The 17,860-nt window shown below is 49.2% G+C and carries 13 protein-coding genes; 8 read left to right on the top strand and 5 right to left on the bottom strand.

Translation table 11 applies throughout. From position 1 onward, the window contains the following. Positions 1-7 precede the first annotated feature (7 nt). Together KD145_RS12160 and KD145_RS12155 are read right to left on the bottom strand one after the other, a co-directional pair. Entirely contained in the window at positions 8-787 is a 780-nt protein-coding gene (locus tag KD145_RS12160; RefSeq protein WP_212006149.1) for a response regulator, read from the bottom strand. Continuing rightward, complete coding sequence (locus KD145_RS12155; protein WP_212006148.1) at positions 769-3,933, bottom strand: two-component regulator propeller domain-containing protein; 3,165 nt, start codon at positions 3,931-3,933, stop codon at positions 769-771. The genes KD145_RS12160 and KD145_RS12155 overlap by 19 nt, the downstream gene beginning before the upstream one ends. A gap of 189 nt (positions 3,934-4,122) precedes the next feature. Here KD145_RS12155 and KD145_RS12150 point away from each other — a divergent pair, with 189 nt between their 5' ends. Together KD145_RS12150 and KD145_RS12145 are read left to right on the top strand one after the other, a co-directional pair. Continuing rightward, complete coding sequence (locus tag KD145_RS12150; RefSeq protein ID WP_212006147.1) at positions 4,123-5,967, top strand: glycoside hydrolase family 2 protein; 1,845 nt, start codon at positions 4,123-4,125, stop codon at positions 5,965-5,967. 3 nt (positions 5,968-5,970) lie between these two features. Further along, the gene (locus KD145_RS12145) at positions 5,971-8,001 is read left to right on the top strand and encodes a beta-L-arabinofuranosidase domain-containing protein (RefSeq protein WP_212006146.1); all 2,031 of its coding nucleotides are present in this window, start codon (positions 5,971-5,973) and stop codon (positions 7,999-8,001) included. A 12-nt stretch (positions 8,002-8,013) separates the two neighbouring features. Here KD145_RS12145 and KD145_RS12140 read toward each other — a convergent pair whose 3' ends face one another. Continuing rightward, the gene (locus KD145_RS12140; RefSeq protein ID WP_212006145.1) at positions 8,014-8,538 is read right to left on the bottom strand and encodes a dihydrofolate reductase family protein; all 525 of its coding nucleotides are present in this window, start codon (positions 8,536-8,538) and stop codon (positions 8,014-8,016) included. Between the two features lie 86 nt (positions 8,539-8,624). Between KD145_RS12140 and KD145_RS12135 the strand changes: the two genes are divergently transcribed. After that, positions 8,625-9,845, top strand: coding sequence for a hypothetical protein (locus KD145_RS12135; protein ID WP_212006144.1), 1,221 nt, complete (start codon positions 8,625-8,627; stop codon positions 9,843-9,845). On the opposite strand, the gene KD145_RS12130 is transcribed toward KD145_RS12135, so the two are convergent. After that, complete coding sequence (locus tag KD145_RS12130) at positions 9,826-10,647, bottom strand: helix-turn-helix domain-containing protein (RefSeq protein WP_212006143.1); 822 nt, start codon at positions 10,645-10,647, stop codon at positions 9,826-9,828. The two genes, KD145_RS12135 and KD145_RS12130, sit on opposite strands and share 20 nt — an antisense overlap. 103 nt (positions 10,648-10,750) lie before the next feature. Between KD145_RS12130 and KD145_RS12125 the strand changes: the two genes are divergently transcribed. From KD145_RS12125 to KD145_RS12115, 3 genes are all read left to right on the top strand, one after another. Further along, positions 10,751-11,683, top strand: a complete 933-nt coding sequence (locus KD145_RS12125; RefSeq protein ID WP_212006142.1) for a YihY/virulence factor BrkB family protein — start codon at positions 10,751-10,753, stop codon at positions 11,681-11,683. A gap of 63 nt (positions 11,684-11,746) precedes the next feature. Next, a complete protein-coding gene (locus KD145_RS12120) occupies positions 11,747-13,138 on the top strand; it encodes an MFS transporter (protein WP_212006141.1) in 1,392 nt (463 codons plus the stop codon). A 1-nt stretch (position 13,139) separates the two neighbouring features. Then, positions 13,140-14,315, top strand: a complete 1,176-nt coding sequence (locus tag KD145_RS12115) for an AGE family epimerase/isomerase (protein ID WP_212006140.1) — start codon at positions 13,140-13,142, stop codon at positions 14,313-14,315. Positions 14,316-14,379: 64 nt separating this feature from the next. Here KD145_RS12115 and KD145_RS12110 read toward each other — a convergent pair whose 3' ends face one another. Next, positions 14,380-15,747, bottom strand: a complete 1,368-nt coding sequence (locus tag KD145_RS12110) for a polysaccharide lyase 6 family protein (RefSeq protein ID WP_212006139.1) — start codon at positions 15,745-15,747, stop codon at positions 14,380-14,382. Between the two features lie 281 nt (positions 15,748-16,028). Here KD145_RS12110 and rpiA point away from each other — a divergent pair, with 281 nt between their 5' ends. Both rpiA and KD145_RS12100 read left to right on the top strand, forming a co-directional pair. Next, positions 16,029-16,739, top strand: coding sequence for a ribose 5-phosphate isomerase A (rpiA, locus tag KD145_RS12105; RefSeq protein ID WP_212006138.1), 711 nt, complete (start codon positions 16,029-16,031; stop codon positions 16,737-16,739). A 170-nt stretch (positions 16,740-16,909) separates the two neighbouring features. Further along, positions 16,910-17,857 carry an MBL fold metallo-hydrolase gene (locus tag KD145_RS12100; protein ID WP_212006137.1) on the top strand — a complete coding sequence of 316 codons (948 nt, stop codon included), beginning with the start codon at positions 16,910-16,912 and terminating at the stop codon, positions 17,855-17,857. The last annotated feature ends 3 nt before the right edge of the window (positions 17,858-17,860 follow it).

The following is a 17,860-nucleotide window of genomic DNA, read 5'->3' as shown; positions in this document are numbered from 1 at the left end:
CCTTTTATCAGGTATTATTTTTTGTAATATAGGCTGAAGGCAGCATCCCGAACTGCTTTTGAAAGTTACGGCTGAAATTATTGAGGGAGGCAAACCCTGTCATTTCAGCGGCCTCATTGACTTTATAGTAGCCACTGTCGAGTAGAACAGCTGCCTTTTTTAAGCGGGTGAGGTTGATCAGCTCATGAGGCGTGAGGTCAGAGATCACTTTTATTTTACGGTACAGCGTGGGGCGGCTCATATTCATTTTATCTGCCAGCACTTCCACATCCAGGTTGACATCGGTGAGATGCTGGAGAATGATCTCCTGCAGCTTGTCGAGGAAAGCCTCATCAGCCCTGGAAATAGCCATACTGCGGATATGGACTGCAGGTGAACTGGCAAAATAATCTCTTATTTTTTTTCGATTGTTCAGTAAGCTGGCAATCTGTGCTTCCAGATGCGCAGGGGAGAAGGGTTTTTCGATATAGGCGTCTGCACCCAGTTCCAGGCCTTCTATTTTGGACTGCAGGGTATTACGGGCCGTCAGCAGGACTACCGGAATATGGCTGAGCGCCACATCCGACTTGATGCGGCGGCAAAGTTCAAAACCATCCATCACAGGCATCATCACATCACTGATCACCAGCTGTATCACGGTGTCCTGCAGGATACGCAAGGCAGTGGCGCCATCGGGCGCTGTAGTGATATGATATTTATCTCCCAGATCGTCGGCAATGAAGTCGAGTATCTCTTCGTTGTCATCTACCAGCAGCAGCTGTGCTTTGGTTATGATCGTCTTTTCCATTTACTGAGATTAAATTCTATTTCCTGATGTACTGGCAGGGTCAGTACAAATACATTGTGCCCTGCGTCGGTGTATTGCAGTTCCAGCGTGCCCTGGTGCAGCAGGGCAAGCGACCGCGCAATAGACAGTCCCAGGCCTGTGCCTGGCTGATTGGCTGCTGCTTTACCCCTGAAAAAGGGTTCAAAGATCTTTTCTTTCATCTCCGAAGGAACAGGAGTTCCATCATTACTGATCCTGATGATGAATGTTTCGGCGGTATCAGCTGCAGACAGCAACTCGATGTATACCTCTTGTGCAGCGTATTTGAGGGCATTGCTTACAAGATTGCTCAATATCTTGTTAAACGCTTCTATATCTATATAAGCAAAAAAAGATTCAACGGGAACGGCTATATGAAAATGAATATCCTTTTGTTCAGCTGCCGGGATAAACTGCAGATGTATCTCCTGTAATAATGCAGGGATAGCAGCTTTCACGAAATTGAGCCGGTAGCCGTTGATTTCGGTGCTACGGAAATCGAGCAGCTGATTGGTGAGGTCGAGCAGCCGGTTGGTATTGCGTTCCATGATCTGCAGGTTTTTTTGTACCTGGGGCACGGCGGCAGATTGTCCGATAACCTTTTCCATAGGGCCTTTGATAAGGGTCAGTGGTGTCCGGATTTCGTGGGCGATATGGGTGAAGAATTCTATTTTGGCCTGATACAGTTCTTTTTCCTTCTCATGTTCAAACAGTTCCATTCTGCGCTGCTGCCGTTGTTTGGAGCGACGGAGGAAATAGACAATGATACCCCAGACAAGACCGCATAGTGTGAGTAGATACAACGCATAGGCCGGATAACTGGCCCAGAAAGGCGGCAGCACCCGGACGGTCAGCTGCCGGGGCGAAGTACTCCATTGTCCGTTGCTGGTAGCGGCTTTCACGAGAAAGCGATAGGTGCCGGGTGCCAGTTTGGTGAAGACGGCCTTGCGATTGGTTTCCAGGAAGATCCAGTCCTGATCCAGCCCTTCCATTTTGTAGGCGTATTGTGTCATTTCGGGAGAAGTGAAACACAATGCAGCGAAGTCGATACTGAAGGAAGATTGGTCATAGGCCAGCGTGATGGTGTCGGTATAGTTGGTAGCATGCGGTAGTATAGATCCTCCGGGCAGTAACGGTTTGTTATATACCTGAATGCCGGTGATGTAAACCGGCGGCAGATAATCGCCTGTTTGTACACTGCCGGGATTGAAGCGGATCATACCTTTTACACTGCCGAAGTACAGGTTGCCGCAGCTGTCTTTATAGGCGGAGTTGTAGTTGAACTGATCGTTGAGCAGTCCGTTGGCTTTGGTATATATTTTTATAGCGCCGGTAGAAGGAGTGAGACGGGCAAGCCCTTTGGAAGTGGTGATCCACAGATGGTGTTCATCATCTTCCAGAAGATTGTAAGTCATGTTGCTCAGCAGGCCGTTGCGGGTAGTATAGCGGGTAAACCGGTCGGATGCTTTGTCCAGGCGGCAAAGGCCGGCTTCAGTGGTAAACCAGAGCTGGCGCCGGCTGTCTTCCAGTATATGGTCTACTCGGTTGTGAGCGAGGCTGCTGGTATCTGCAGCATTAAACTGATAACTGCCTGTACGGCCGGTACGGGGATGGAAATAATACACGCCGTTGCGTACAGTCCCCGCCCAGAGCGTGCCTTCACTGTCTTCATACACACAGGTGTAGAAAAGGTTTTCCGGTACTGCTGTTACGGGAGAAAAGCCATTTTGCGCACGATCATAACGGTAAAGCCCCCTCGAAGTGCAGAGCAACACCTCTCCCTGCCTGGTTTGCATAATGCTGTAGATGAAATTGCTGTGTAGGTCCAGCGGGCCGCTGCCGGCGGCATAGTGCCGCAGGAATTTGCCGGTACGAACATTCATCAGGTCCAGTCCATGTTCGAAAGTGCCGATCCAGAGGGTATCACCGGTGACGAGCAGCCCGTGCAGATTGGTATGCGACAACCCGCCACCACCGGGTATTGGCTGGATGCGGGTGATGTTGCCACTGCGGACATCCATTTTGTTGAGCCCTCCGTCTTCTGTGCCTATCCACAGCTGCCCGTATCGGTCGGGGCATATCTCCCTCACTGCATTGCCGCCCAGTGAGTTTTCGCCGGTACGGGGAAAAAATTTTTCGAAGGCGGTATAGGGTTCTGTAAAGTAGTTGACACCACCAAAGTAGGTACCGGCCCAGATGCCGCCTTCACGGTCGCGGTAAAGCGTGTATACGGCGTTGTCTGAGAGGGAGTAGGGATCGTTATATTTTTTCCGGAGGTTGATATATTTTCCGTTGGATGGATGATAGATGTAGATACCGCTTTCGGTGGCTACCCAGTATTCATCGGCACTGCGGCGCAGGAAATCGCGTACATACGTGCCCGTGCCTTCTGTGGTATGGGTGAGTATATCCTGATAGGTATGGGTGCGGGTGTTAAAGAGTTTGACGCCCTGGCTGGTAGTGCCCACCAGGATGGTATCGGCGCCGGTAGCTGTTATGGTAGTAATCCAGGTGGAGGTAGGTACCGGAGAATGATCGAACAGGGAAAAAGAAACAAACCGATCGGTCTGGTGATCATAATGGGCGATCTGTCCTTGCGGAGTGGTGATCCATATGCGGCCATCAGCAGCCCTGCACAGGGAGTTGGCCGAAGGGTAGTGAGAAGGTGCTTCCAGCCGCCCGGTATGCGGATGGTAACGGTATATCTTCAGGTCATCGCTGATCCAGATGTTGCCGTCCAGGTCTTTATCTATCGCTATGATAATGCCCTGTTGTAAGGGCAGCATCCGGAACTGCTCCGTGGCCGGATGATAAACATATAAACCCTTATCGGTGCCTACATACAGCATACCATCATCATCTTCCCATATCACCGATATATAGTTGCTGCCGATACTGCCAGGCTGTTGCGGATCGTGGCGGAACACCCGGAAGGTATAACCGTCAAATCTGTTGAGCCCATCCTTGGTACCAAACCACATAAAACCCTGCCTGTCCTGCCAGGAACAGATCACCGCATTGTTGGACAGCCCGTTCTCCACCTGGTAGTGGATGAAATTAACAGACTGACCAGACACATAAAAGCCGGCAAGCAACAGTAATAATAAGACGGTATAACGTGGCCGCAAGTACGAGGATTTTTATAAAGATAATAATCCAGTGTCCGAATTACACCCAATATGCGACGAACTGGAATAATGAGACGATTTATAAAAAGAATGAGACGATTTAGTGTACTATCAGCCTTGCTATTCGCTTTCTTTGAAGAAAGATTTTAAGTGTTAACCCTACGCTTAAAGTTAAAAAATATGCAGCCCATGATGAAAAACAATCTGTTACTGGCTTTATCCCTTGGATTGGTATCAACAGCCTATGCACAACAAAACGAATGGAAAATCGCCGGCGAAAAAATTACTTCGCCCTGGAGTGAAAAAGTATCTCCGGCGGCGGTATTACCTGAATACCCAAGGCCACAGCTGGTCCGCGACAACTGGAAAAATCTGAACGGCCTGTGGCAGTATACTGTCAGCGAAAAAAATGCGCCTGCTCCGCAAAGCTGGCAGGGAAAGATACTGGTGCCTTTTGCGATAGAGTCTGCACTTTCCGGCGTAGGCCGTACCGTAGGCAAAGACAGCCTGCTGTGGTATCATACCAGTATCACGCTGCCGGCTGCCATGAAAGGCAAAAAAGTGCTGCTGCATTTTGGTGCCGTGGATTGGCGTGCAACCGTGTACGTGAATGGTAAAGAAGCAGGCAGTCATGAAGGAGGCTTCGATCCCTTTTCTTTCGATATCACTCCCTTCCTGAAAAAAGGTGCTCAGGAAATCACCGTCCGTGTATGGGATCCTACTGATGATGGTCCGCAGCCCAGAGGCAAACAGGTGAAGAAGCCCGAGGGGATCTGGTATACGCCCGTTACCGGCATCTGGCAAACCGTTTGGGTGGAAGCAGTGGCAGATACCTATATCGCTGCTACCAGACAAACACCCGACATAGATCGGGAAGAGCTGACGGTAGAAGCAGACATCGCCGGCCGTCAGCCGGGAGATATGGTGAAAGTGACAGCCCTCGATGGCAATAAGGAAATCGCTTCCGGTAATTTCGACGGACAAGCCCTGAAACTGAAAGTGCCCGCACCCAGATTATGGTCACCGGAATCACCCTTCCTGTATGATCTCCGCTATACCATCACCCGCAAAGGCAAAGTGATCGATGAAGTGAAAAGTTATTTCGCCATGCGTAAATCATCGATAGGAAAAGACAATAACGGCATACAACGTATGCTGCTCAATAACCGCTTTGTATTTCAGTTTGGTCCGCTGGACCAGGGCTGGTGGCCCGACGGCCTGTATACCGCGCCTACAGATGAAGCGCTGCAATACGATATCGTACAAACCAAAGCCATGGGCTTTAACATGATCCGCAAACATATCAAGGTAGAGCCGGCCCGCTGGTATTATTACTGTGATAAACTGGGCATGCTGGTATGGCAGGATATGCCCAGCGGCGACCTGGGCAACGGCTGGGAAACCCGCCCCGGTATCATCGGCAGGGCTACCGATAAAGACCGTTCTCCCGCTTCGGAAACTTATTATCGCAAGGAATGGAACGCAATCATCAACACCCTGTACAATCATCCTTCCATCATCGTCTGGACACCGTTCAACGAAGCCTGGGGCCAGTTTAAAACCATGGATATTGCAGCATGGACGATGCAGAAAGATCCTTCCCGCCTCGTGAATACCGCCAGTGGTGGCAACTTTTTCCCCATCGGGCCTATCATCGACCTGCATAACTATCCGGAGCCTGCTATGCCGGACCCGGCTATCTATGGACATGACAGGGCTATTGTACTGGGAGAATACGGAGGCCTGGGTTTAGCAGTAGATGGACATGTATGGCAACAGAAAGATAACTGGGGATACCAATCCTTTAAAAATGCAGATGAGTTGTTTAAACGTTACACCGTCTTTACAGACCGGCTGGAAATATTGATCAGACAAGGACTCTCAGCTGCCGTATACACACAGACCACCGACGTGGAAGTGGAAATAAACGGCCTGATGACCTACGACCGTAAGGTACAAAAAGTACCGGCGGAGAAATTGAGAGCAGTGAGCAATAAGTTATACAACCCGGCACTGGTGAACCTTAAACCATAAACCATGCGATACATACGTTTACTGACGTTAATATCCATTATAGTTGGCTTTACCCCGGCGAATGTTCATTCGCCGGTTCCTTCCGTTTTTACGCCGCCGGTGTACCACGAATTACCGCTGGGAGCTGTAAAACCCACCGGATGGCTGTTACATCAGCTGCAGCTGATGCGTGACGGCAGTACCGGGCATCTGGATGAAATACACGATAAAATAAAAAAAGACAATGGCTGGCTCGGCGGCCAGGGCGACGGCTGGGAAGAAACACCCTACTGGCTGGATGGTGCTGTACCACTAGCTTATCTTCTGCAAGACGAAACCCTCACCCGTAAAGTGTTGCGGTATATCAACTGGACACTGGACCATCAGCGCCCCTCCGGATACTTCGGTCCCATCACCCGCGCCGAACGGGAAAAAAATATATCCGTCACTGTTAGTAACCCGCAGGACGGCGAAGACTGGTGGCCCAAAATGGTGATGCTCAAAGTGCTGCAGCAGTACTATACCGCCACTGGCGATGCCCGTGTGATACCTTTCCTGACCCGGTATTTTAAATATCAGCTACAGGTACTGAAAAAATGCCCGATAGGCCACTGGACAGAATGGGCCACCTCCCGCGGAGCGGATAATGTGCTCATCGTGCAATGGCTCTATAACAAAACAAAAGATCCGTTCCTGCTGGAACTGGCCGGTCTCATTCACCGGCAAAGTTATCCATGGACCACCTGGCTCGGCAATCGCAGCTGGGTGATAGATGCAGCTTCCCAGCAAAATGATGATCACTGGATGCGTCGTCACGGCGTAAACGTAGGCATGGCGCTGAAAGACCCAGCCATCAACTACCAGCGTACCGGCAGTAAAAAATACCTGGACTCCCTGTACACCGGCTTCCATGATCTGATGACCCTGCACGGCCTGCCCATGGGTATTTTCTCCGCCGATGAAGATCTTCACGGTAACGCACCTACGCAGGGAACCGAACTTTGTGCAATCGTGGAATCTATGTTTTCGCTGGAAGAAATTATCAGTATCACCGGGGATATCCGTTATATGGATGCGCTGGAGAGAATGACCTTTAACGCGCTCCCTACGCAAACTACAGACGACTACAACCATAAACAGTATTTCCAGATTGCCAACCAGGTACAGGTGAAAAAAGGGGTGTTTAATTTCTCTCTGCCTTTTGATCGGGAGATGAACAACGTGTTTGGATTGCGCAGCGGATATACCTGCTGTACCGCCAATATGCATCAGGGATGGACCAAATTTACTTCACACCTGTGGTACGGAACAGCGGGCAACGGTCTGGCCGCCCTCACTTACAGCCCCTGTGAAGTAAAGGCGAAGGTGGGAAAACAACAGACGCCTGTCATCATCCGGGAACAAACAGATTATCCTTTCGATGATCAGATCAGCTTTATTATTCAAACAGCAGGTGTTGCTGAATTTCCTTTACAGCTGCGCATTCCGGCCTGGTGCAGTGAGGCTGCCATCACCCTCAACGGGCAAGTGCTGCAAAAAGAGAAAGGAGGGCAGGTGATCACGCTGTACCGGCGTTGGAAAAACAACGACCATCTTACGCTGCAGTTACCCATGGAAGTGCGGGTGTCCAGCTGGGGCCGCAACTCCAGAGCTGTGGAAAGAGGACCACTCGTATATGCGTTGAAGTTAAAAGAACGTTGGCAGCAGGCGGTGGATGAGCTTGAAGGCCCGTATTACAGCATATTCCCCGAAGGGCCCTGGAACTACGGTCTGCTGGAAAAAGCAGTGAAAGCACCGGCGCAGTATTTTACCGTCAACAAGGAAAAGCGGGTCACGGCTGGTTTTGTATGGAACCTGGAACATGCGCCGTTAAGCATTACCACTACCGCCAAACAACTGCCGGCCTGGCAACTGGCAGATGATGTGGCCCCACAGCCTGTCACCAGTAGGGAAGGTATCTACAAAGGAAAAACCACCGATCAGGAAACAACCATTACCCTGGTGCCTTACGGATGTACCAAGGTGAGGGTTGTTGCATTTCCGGTGGTACAGTAACTGTGATGGGTGTTATCGTTCATAGCGGGTTTCCACCACGCCGGTGTCATACAGTTTGATATCCTTTACCTTAAATGTTTTCTGCACATTACCCGCAAACAATGGTCTTCCAGTTCCCAGTACTACGGGAATCGTATGAATGATCATTTCATCAATCAGGTCATGTTGCAGGAAAGCGGCATTCAGTTCACCACCACCTATCAGCCAGATGTTTTTACCATCCTGTGCCTTCAGCTGCTGCACCAGTGCAGGAATACTGTCTCCATTCATAAAAGTGACATAGGGCGCTTCCGGCTTCGGACTGCGACTGAATACATAATTGGTGGTATCAGGATATGGAAAATTCTCCGCAAGACGTAACACGTCCTGATAGGTTTTATAGCCCATTAGCGTAGTGTCTACAGTAGCCAAGAACCTGGCATAACCATAATCGTTGTTGTCTGGATTGGGGAATCCGGTGAGCCAGTCTATGCCGCCATCTTCTGTGGCAATATATCCATCGAGGCTTACAGCAATATATACAATCAGTTTCCGCATATGTATTTCTTTTTTACAAAGGTGAAAGAATGCAGGGAAGAAAAATTGTACAAAATTTTCCGATTTTGTGTTCAGAAAAATTTCCTATGCAACTTACGCAATTAAAAGCAGACATATGGCAGCGCTGGATAGCCGCCTGTGCTGAGATGGAAAAAATAGCAGCGGGAAAGGCCGCTGCGGAAACGTTTGTGTATAGCAAAGACCGTTGTTATGATCTCCGGAAATATGATGGAAAACAGATAAAACCGGACAGCCCTGTGTTCAGTGAACCTGTAGATGGGGCGGAATATCAATACGGACTTGATAAGGACGGCAATCCTTGTTACGTATTTTATGAACACAAGTATAATAAGGTTTCCTGGGAGGGTTATTTTTCCTTTACACCTGAACAGGCAATATATGTAGAGTTCAATATGAATAACAGGTTGCCGGTATATATTCAAAGAAAACAACTGGCGGAAGGAAAGGAAATCTGTTATCAGTCTTTACACATCAATGGTGGGTTTGCTGCAGACCTGCTTCAGCCGGATCCCATAGAGATCGCCAGGGAGCTGGAAAAGGCACAGTATGATTTTCTGCTGGTAGAATATTATCAGCATGAAGAGGGACGTGTTACGAGTGCTAATTGTCTGGCTGTTAGTCCGGGTATCGGAGAACATACATTCAAACGTCGTTATCAGTATAGCAAATCGGGTGTGCTGGAGTCGATAAAGGATATTGATGAAAAGGTGGCGCAAGATGAAGGTGCCGGTTTTTACAGTTATGTAAGATGGCCGGAAGGCAGGACCATGCAGGATGTCGCTGATGAGATATCCCTGTTGATGGCAGAAGCTGTAGTGGCCGGATTACAGGAAGCGGACATCCGGGAGCCATTGGCCTTTGTGGAAATAGGCTATAGGATAGCAGATTCCTACAAGCCTTATGTGCAGGCACTTACCGCAACAGGACAACAAAAAATGCAGGATGAGAAAGCGTGCTTGATGCAAGACGTACTGCTTTGGTCCGATAAAATCGATATTCCTGTTTCATATAGTAGTTTTGAAAGATTATTAACTGCTTTCCAGGAAGAGGCCATGAAGAAGCACATGTTTGAAGAAGCGAATGCTATGATGTATAAAGCCGCCTGGCATCTTACTACCCAGCGGTTGTTCGGTAAAATTCCGGTGAGTGATCAATTTTTTGCCTATGCAGTAGATTGGAGTATGTGTCCGCAAAATTTAACAGAGATCATGCAGGCATGTGGTATGTCTGATGAATCGTTAGCCTATTGGGGCGGGAGAGGTCTCTTTATGGATGATGAAGAATAGTATTCGGAAAAGTAGCGGACACGTTTCCTGCCTGCACAGCCTTTTTGTACTGCAGTGGTGTAATGCCCGCAAAAGATTTGAATACGCGTATAAAATGCGCCTGATCATAAAACCCATGTTCATACGCCACCGCTGTAAGTGGCAGATCGGGCTGCTGTGCAATTAGTGCCAGCGATGCGTTGATAAGATGTAGCTGTGCATATCTTTTGGGAGTGCTGCCCACAGCATGATGAAACTGTTGTATATATTTTTTGGCAGATACCTGCTGCGCAGATTGTAAAGACCGGATATGTCCTTTTCCCAGCGAGGCATGCAGGCTGTTGTCGGTAATGATGGAAGGCACCTGATGCGGGCGCGCATGGGCCAGCAGGAAACGTTCCAGTGTCTGCAGCTTTTGTGCAGGAGAGGGTTGTTGTTGCAGCTGATGTACAAGATCAGTGGTTTTGTTATCCCACAGCTGATCTGTTTGTATCAGACCATCCCTGAACTGTGCAGCAGAAAAGCCAAACAGCCGGTACAGTCCGAAAGGTTTGAAGATAATGCCTATCGCCTTGTACCGCCCGCTTACTCGTGTAATAACAGGCCCCGAGAAAATACCGGATATACTTCCTGCAGGATCGTAGCCAAACATTTTCTGATGCTGATTGGTTACCGTAAAAGCATCCCCGAAGCTGAAAACCAGCTCCTGATGCAGGAATGGAATATTGTAGGAAGTCTGCTGCAGCTGGTCTGTTTCGTGATACCAGTAGTAATCGATTGCTTCCCTCAACTCCGCAGTTGGTATTTGAACAGTCGCATTCATATTGTTGCCGGTGTTTCAGCTTCCGTTGGTCAGCTATGCTGATATTTTATGTTTTATATTTGCAGTCTGGTGAAATTAAGTATTACGCGGAGAATATTCAAACATGAGTCATTCTATAACAAAACAAAAGTTGCCGTACTGGCAGCTCTTCCTGCTATCCTTTAAAGACGCCTATAAGTCTTTACAGGCCAACGACCCCTTACGCCTGGCAGGAGCCACCGCTTTTTTTACCACCTTCGCTCTTCCGGCTATCCTCGTTATTTTGATACAGTTGCTGCGCCTGATCTTCCGGATGAACCATCCGGGAAGAAGACTTTCGATGCAGCTGGAATCGATGTTTGGTGTGGAAACAGCCGACGCCATTGTACAAACGCTGCGAGCCTTCCGGAGCATCGCACAAAACTGGGTGATCGGTATCGCCGGATTTCTGTTTCTGTTGTTTGTGGCCACCACACTGTTTAAAATCATCAAAGGCTCTATCAATGAACTATGGAGGATAAGACCGGTACAGAAGGCAGATTTCAGACAGATCATGTTATCGCGGTTACGGGGTGTGCTGGTGATTGTTTTTGCGGGAATATTGTTTTTGATAGATGTAGTGGCAGAAGCAGCCAAGGCTTTTCTGGGAAGATATATCAGCGCTTATCTGCCGGCCCTGGATGCATATTATAACAGCACGCTCAATTATGTGATGTCGGTAGTTTGGGTGACCATCTGGTTTTATCTGGTGTTTTACTTTATCCCTGATGGCCGGCCACGGCTCAAACCGGGACTGGTAGACGCACTGGTGACTGGTATCCTTTTCACCATCGGCAAAATTGTACTGAAAGTAATGCTTACCTACAGCAGTATCAATACGCTCTATGGCGCTTCCGCCTCTACGGTGCTGTTACTGCTCTTTATGTTTTATTCTTCTATCATTTTTTATTTCGGGGCTGCCTTTACCAACGAATGGTCTTCCCATATCGGACAACCTATCCGTACCATGCATCATGCGATGCGGTATGAGTTGAAGACAACAGAAGAGGAAGGATAAAAAATAATCTGTACATTGTGTGGATAGTATTGCTGGCTGCCAACTGCCGGGCTAATTCCACGTATGAATAATTACATAACACTCAGGGAAAAAATCGGTTACGGTTTTGGAGACATGGCATCTTCTATGTTCTGGAAGCTATTTGGCATGTACCTCCTTTTTTTCTACACAGATGTGATGGGTATTACGGCCGCCGCTGCCGGTACCATGTTGCTGATTACACGTATATGGGACACTTTTTTTGATCCGGTAGTGGGTGCCATGGCCGACAGAACGCAGTCCCGCTGGGGGAAATTCCGGCCTTATATGCTCTATATGGCAGTCCCTTTCGGTATCATCGGTGTGCTCACTTTTACAACACCTGGTTATGGCGTTTCCGGCAAACTGATATACGCCTATATTACCTACTCAGCCATGATGATGATCTATTCTCTCATCAACGTACCTTATGCATCCTTACTGGGTGTGATGTCTGTAGATGGTAAGGAAAGAAATACGCTGGCTTCTTTCCGTATGTCGTTTGCATTTGGGGGGAGCCTGCTGGCGGTGACCCTTATAGAACCGCTGGTATCCGCTTTCAGCGGAGGAAGCCTGCAGCCAGCCAACCTGCAAAGAGGCTGGCAGATGGGGGTAGCCGTGATTGCCCTGATTTGTGTGCTGCTGTTTTTACTTTGTTTTGCCTGGGTGAGGGAGAGAGTGCAGCCTATAGAGGAACAAAGTACCTCACTGAAAGATGACCTGAAAGACCTCTGGGTAAACAGGCCCTGGTGGATACTCCTGGGGGCAGGCGTAGCGGCGCTCCTCTTTAATTCCATCCGTGATGGAGCCACCTTGTATTACTTTAAATATTACATACAAAAGGATACCGTTTTTCTGCTGGTAGGCACCAAAGTCACCTATTCCATGTTATACCTGCTGGTAGGCCAGGGCGCCAATATGCTGGGGGTAGTTCTCGCTGCTCCGGTGGGCAACCGTATCGGCAAAAAGAATACTTATCTGTATGCCATGGTCCTGGCTTCGTTGTTCAGTATGCTGTTTTACTGGCTGGATAAGGAACAGCTGGTACTGATATATCTGTTTCAGTTTATCATCAGCATATGTGCAGGTATTATCTTCCCGTTGTTGTGGTCTATGTATGCAGACATTGCAGATTATTCCGAATGGAAAAACAGCCGTCGTGCTACAGGCCTTATTTTCTCTTCTTCTTCCATGGCACAGAAATTCGGCTGGACCATCGGCGGCGCGCTCACCGGCTGGCTGCTGGCTTGTTTTGGTTTCCGGGCCAACAGCATACAGGAACATGCCACCCGCCAGGGTATTGTGCTGATGCTGAGTTTCCTGCCGGCAGCAGGTTCGCTGCTCTCCATTCTTTTTATTGTTTTGTATCCATTATCCGAAAACCGTATAGCCGCTATTACCCTCGAACTGGCGGCCCGCAAAAAACAAATCAACTGATATGCAACAGGAATTAAAACAGGCGCTTCATAGTGAGTTATTCCATATCCTTCACTATTGGATGAAGTATACCAAAGATGAACAGCATGGCGGTTTCTACGGCAGGCTGGACAACAGCAACACGCCCGACATATTCGCTCCTAAAGGTGCCGTGCTCAATGCCCGCATCCTCTGGACTTTCTCTGCAGCGTATAACCTTACTCGTGAGCTTCCTTTCCTGACCATGGCACGCCGCGCACAGGACTATTTCAGGGATCATTTCCTGGATACGGTCCATGGTGGCGTTTATTGGACCGTGGATCATAAAGGGCAACCGCTGGAAACAAAAAAACAGGTGTATGCCATCGCTTTTGCCATCTATGCTTATAGTGAATATTATAAGGTCACAAAAGAAGAACAGGCAAGAAGTATCGCCGTAAAGTTGTATAACAGTTTGCAGCAACATAGCTATGATCCGCAGTACGGAGGCTACTTTGAAGCATTTACCCGTGAATGGAAACCGCTGGCAGACCAGCGTCTCAGCGATAAAGATGCAAATGAAAAAAAGACGATGAATACTCATCTGCATGTGTTGGAAGCATATGCTAACCTATACACCATCTGGCCAGAAAGCACGCTGAAAAAGAACATTCATGATCTGCTCCGTTTGTTCTGTGATAAGATCATCGATAAAAGAAGTGGTCATCTGCATCTCTTTTTCACAGAACAATGGCAGGTAAAAGGTAACCTGGTTTCGTATGGTCATGATATAGAAGCCAGCTGGCTGCTGCTGGAAGCTGCCACTATTATACAGGACCAGGAGCTGATAGCCACCTGCAGGGCGATGGCACTGAAAATGACACTGGCTACACAGGAAGGACTGGACCGCGATGGTGGTTTGTGGCATGAATATGAGCCAACAAAACGGAATACGGTGCCCGAAAAACACTGGTGGCCGCAGGCGGAAGCGATAGTAGGATTCCTGAATGCCTGGCAGCTGCAGCCTGCCGGTAATTATCTGCAACGTGCCTGTGACTCCTGGCGATTCATAGAAAACAGACTCCGTGATCGTGCCCATGGTGAATGGTTTTGGGGTGTTCATGAAGATGATTCCATCATGCAGGAAGATAAAGCCGGTTTGTGGAAATGCCCCTATCACAATGCCAGGGCCTGTATGGAGGCTGTCAAACGTTTGTAGATGCATAAAAGGGAAAGGCCGGAATGATTCATCATTCCGGCCTTTCCTTTTTATGTGTTTATACTCATGGTGCACTATGCCCTACCATAGCAGGACTGAGAATGACAGTCTTTACAGGAGCAGTTGACACCTGGTCTGCACCAGCATCCAGCGGAGTGCTACGGGGCTGTCCGTCCATGTCTGTCTGCACACCCGGATAAGATGTAGTGACCATACCGATAGCAGGGCTTCCTGCCTGAATATGGTAGGTGCCACTGCTATTGCGGGAGAGCATTGGATTGGTGGTCACATAGCCGCTGGAAGGAATGGCGCCGGCGCTGGCGTTATTCAGCATATTGTTTTTCCAGACAGGGTTGGGGTAGGGGCCTGCAATCTGAGCAGCGTTACCACCTCCCTGAACAATATTGGCGGCAACAGTGGTAGCGGTGGCGCCTAATCCGTTGGTGCGTCCGGGTTGGGTGATATTACTAACGTTGTTGACGAGGGTGTTGAATACGATCATGGTGCGGTCGGGCCGGTCGTGGCAGGTCAGCGGTGCGCCGTCGGCTACTTCACCATCACCGTTGCCGATGGTGATGGCCGGATCGCAGTTTTCAAAATAGTTGCTGTGGATAACATGATCGTCGCCGAAGATGCGGATGCCGGGTGTGTTCACGAAGTAGTTGCCATATACCTGGCAACGATTGCCATGCCGCAGGGTGAACTGTGCGGGGCAGTCACGGATGGTATTGTAGCGCAGCACTACTGCAGATGCTTTTACAGAGATCATTTCATTTTCTCCGTTACATTGCTCAAAAAGATTGTATTCCACGATACTGTTGCTGGAAGAGAGGCTGAAGCCGCTCAGCCCGAACTGCAGTGTTTCAATGCCATTGCCTGCCTGATGCTGCTGATCGAGGAAATAGTTGTGGTGTATCCACAGTCTTTCTGCTATCTGGCTGCCGGAGCCGCGGATGGCGAGGAACCGGCCCATCGCATTTTTATGTTGAAAGGTGTTGTAATCAATCTGATGGTCGCTGCCGGCGATGGTAAGGTTTTCACCGTCGCCTGGTGTTTCGAAAATATTGCGGGTAAACCGGCAGAAGCTGGTGCCACTGGCTGTTTTGGCTTTGCTGGCTTTATGGGTGAACTTAAATCCCCGGATGATAATGTATTGAGCGGGGCTAACGATGTTGAAGCCGCCGTTGCCGCTGATTTCTGCACTGCCAGTGGATTGTGTGGTGATGGTGATGGGTTTGGCAGCAGTGCCCTGCCGTTTGATGGTAATGTCGGTGGTGGCGTTGTATACGCCGTTGGCCAGGATGATGACAGCGCCGGGTTGAGCGTTGTCGATGGCTGATTGCAGGGCAGACAAGGAGTTAACAGTTGTCTGGCCGGCTGATAGTAACGCTGGCAGCAGGTAGAGCAGAACAAGTGGTAGTAGCTTTTTCATGTGGAATGTTTTAGAAGATGATGTTTGATCGCTCCGGAAACTGCCGGTTGGTGCATGGATGAGTGCACCATGTCTTCAGTAGTCCGGAAGATAGGGAATATTTATGCAAACGATTGCATGTGCAAGAAAGAAAAAAATCGGGAATTAAAAAAGTACTTTTTTTCAACTGCTATAGGCTGTCAGTCGGGGACAGACGGGAGTTTGTTTACGGAGATGATTTTTAATACTTATCCTGTGGTAATGAAGGATTTTGGTTTTACTTTTATCGTATAACTGTTTGTATGGAAACGATTGATTTTAAACTGGAGGCAGCGAAGGAAGCGCTGAAATATATCCATGAAGGTGATACCGTGGGATTGGGTGCAGGAAGCACGATTGCTCACCTGGTACGTTTGATGGGGGAGATGCCTGCCTTGAAGCAGAGCGTTACGGTAGTGACGTCTTCTTTTAACACCCGGCAGTTATTGCTGGAACAGGGTTTCAGGGTTACTGATACTGCGTTGCTCTCCACCCTGGACATCTACTTCGATGGCTGTGATCAGTTTGACAAAGCACTGAACGCACTCAAGAGCGGAGGCGGCATTCACACCCAGGAGAAGCTGCTGGCTGCCATGGCACAACGTTTTATACTGATCGGTGACGGCTCCAAGTATGTGGAACGTTTGCTGGTAACGGTCCCGGTAGTGATAGAGCTGATACCTGCTGCACTGCCACTGGTACAAAGGGAACTGCAACGACTGTATCCTGCTGCACGCCCGCAACTCCGGATCAGCAATAAAAAAGATGGTGCCGTTATCACTGAAAACGGTAACCTCCTGATAGATATCTGGTTTACCGTATTTCCCCCGGTTGCAGAAATAAATCCACAGTTGAAGGCCATTCCGGGAGTACTGGAAACCTCCCTCTTTTATCAGATGGCCCAGGAAGCGATAATAGCCGGCAAAAACGGCGTAACAACCGTACGGCCAGCCAGACAGAACACTGCCGGCTGAGCAGCGTTTTCACATAGTCGTATTGCTGAACAAACATCCGGGACCTGGTCTTCACATGATCGCCATTGCTGACCCAACAGTTTCCACTTTGTACCTGACCGTTTTTCAAGACAGCCTCATGCCTCAGGCAGGAACGGGAATTGTGGTAAGGATTTCCAAAAGTGTATACTATGGAAAAAGTGAAGACATTGCAAGGACTGAAAAGCAAGGGATGGTTTCAGGTAGCACCGGGCGTATGGGGCATCAGGGATGTTTTTGTGAATATGTATCTGATACAGAATGTCCGTACCCGGTCCTGGGTATTGGTAGATGCCGGGCTGCGCACTTCGGCCCGCAAAATTAAAAAGCTGTCGAAGGAGCTGTTTGCCCCGCATTTTGCCCCGGCGGCCATCGTTTTAACACATGGGCATTTCGACCATGTAGGAGCTTTGCCTAAATTGCTGAGAGAGTGGGAGGTGCCCGTGTATGCACATTACCTGGAAGCTCCCTATCTCACCGGAAGGTCTGCTTACCCGCCACCAGACCCCTACGCCGGCGGAGGCATCATCAGCATGATGTCATGGATTTTTCCACAGGACCCCATCGATCTCAATGGTCATCTGCTATTGCTGCCGGAAGATAAATCAGTCCCCGGTCTGGAAGGCTGGCGTTATATCGAAACGCCCGGCCATACGCCCGGTCATATCAGCTTGTACCGGGAATCAGACGGGCTGCTGCTGGCCGGCGACGCCTTTGCCACTACCAGGGCCGAAGCACTCACCTGTACGCTAGCTCAATCAAGGCATATATCCGGTCCTCCCCGCTACTTTACCCCTGATTGGGTGGCTGCAGAAACCAGCGTGAAAAAACTCGCCGCACTGCAACCGTACACCGTAGCCACCGGACATGGCCGCCCACTCCATGGCAAAGCCATGCAACACCGCCTGCAATGGCTGGCAGATCATTTTAAATCAATAGCCAAACCCCATTTTGGAAGATATTCCAAAGAATCCGCTGTAGCAGGCGTCAACGGTGTGGAATATGTACCATCCCCTCCTCCTTTCCGCTGGGTAGTACTGGCCGGCGTCATAGCAATAGTGGCTACCGGTGCTTTGATTTACAACAGAAGAAAGGCCTAAAAA

It is taken from the genome of Chitinophaga sp. HK235 (assembly GCF_018255755.1).
Lineage (GTDB): Bacteria > Bacteroidota > Bacteroidia > Chitinophagales > Chitinophagaceae > Chitinophaga.
The sequence above is the reverse complement of the archived record's forward strand: the minus strand, read 5'-3'. Positions and strand labels throughout refer to the sequence as shown.

Bases quoted from the DNA above. Each gene is read 5' to 3' on its own strand.
- KD145_RS12160 (WP_212006149.1), bottom strand. From the start codon at position 787: ATGGAAAAGACGATCATAACCAAAGCACAGCTGCTGCTGGTAGATGAC.
- KD145_RS12150 (WP_212006147.1), top strand. From the start codon at position 4,123: ATGATGAAAAACAATCTGTTACTGGCTTTATCCCTTGGATTGGTATCA.
- KD145_RS12145 (WP_212006146.1), top strand. From the start codon at position 5,971: ATGCGATACATACGTTTACTGACGTTAATATCCATTATAGTTGGCTTT.
- KD145_RS12140 (WP_212006145.1), bottom strand. From the start codon at position 8,538: ATGCGGAAACTGATTGTATATATTGCTGTAAGCCTCGATGGATATATT.
- KD145_RS12135 (WP_212006144.1), top strand. From the start codon at position 8,625: ATGCAACTTACGCAATTAAAAGCAGACATATGGCAGCGCTGGATAGCC.
- KD145_RS12130 (WP_212006143.1), bottom strand. From the start codon at position 10,647: ATGAATGCGACTGTTCAAATACCAACTGCGGAGTTGAGGGAAGCAATC.
- KD145_RS12125 (WP_212006142.1), top strand. From the start codon at position 10,751: ATGAGTCATTCTATAACAAAACAAAAGTTGCCGTACTGGCAGCTCTTC.
- KD145_RS12120 (WP_212006141.1), top strand. From the start codon at position 11,747: ATGAATAATTACATAACACTCAGGGAAAAAATCGGTTACGGTTTTGGA.
- KD145_RS12115 (WP_212006140.1), top strand. From the start codon at position 13,140: ATGCAACAGGAATTAAAACAGGCGCTTCATAGTGAGTTATTCCATATC.
- KD145_RS12110 (WP_212006139.1), bottom strand. From the start codon at position 15,747: ATGAAAAAGCTACTACCACTTGTTCTGCTCTACCTGCTGCCAGCGTTA.
- rpiA (WP_212006138.1), top strand. From the start codon at position 16,029: ATGGAAACGATTGATTTTAAACTGGAGGCAGCGAAGGAAGCGCTGAAA.
- KD145_RS12100 (WP_212006137.1), top strand. From the start codon at position 16,910: ATGGAAAAAGTGAAGACATTGCAAGGACTGAAAAGCAAGGGATGGTTT.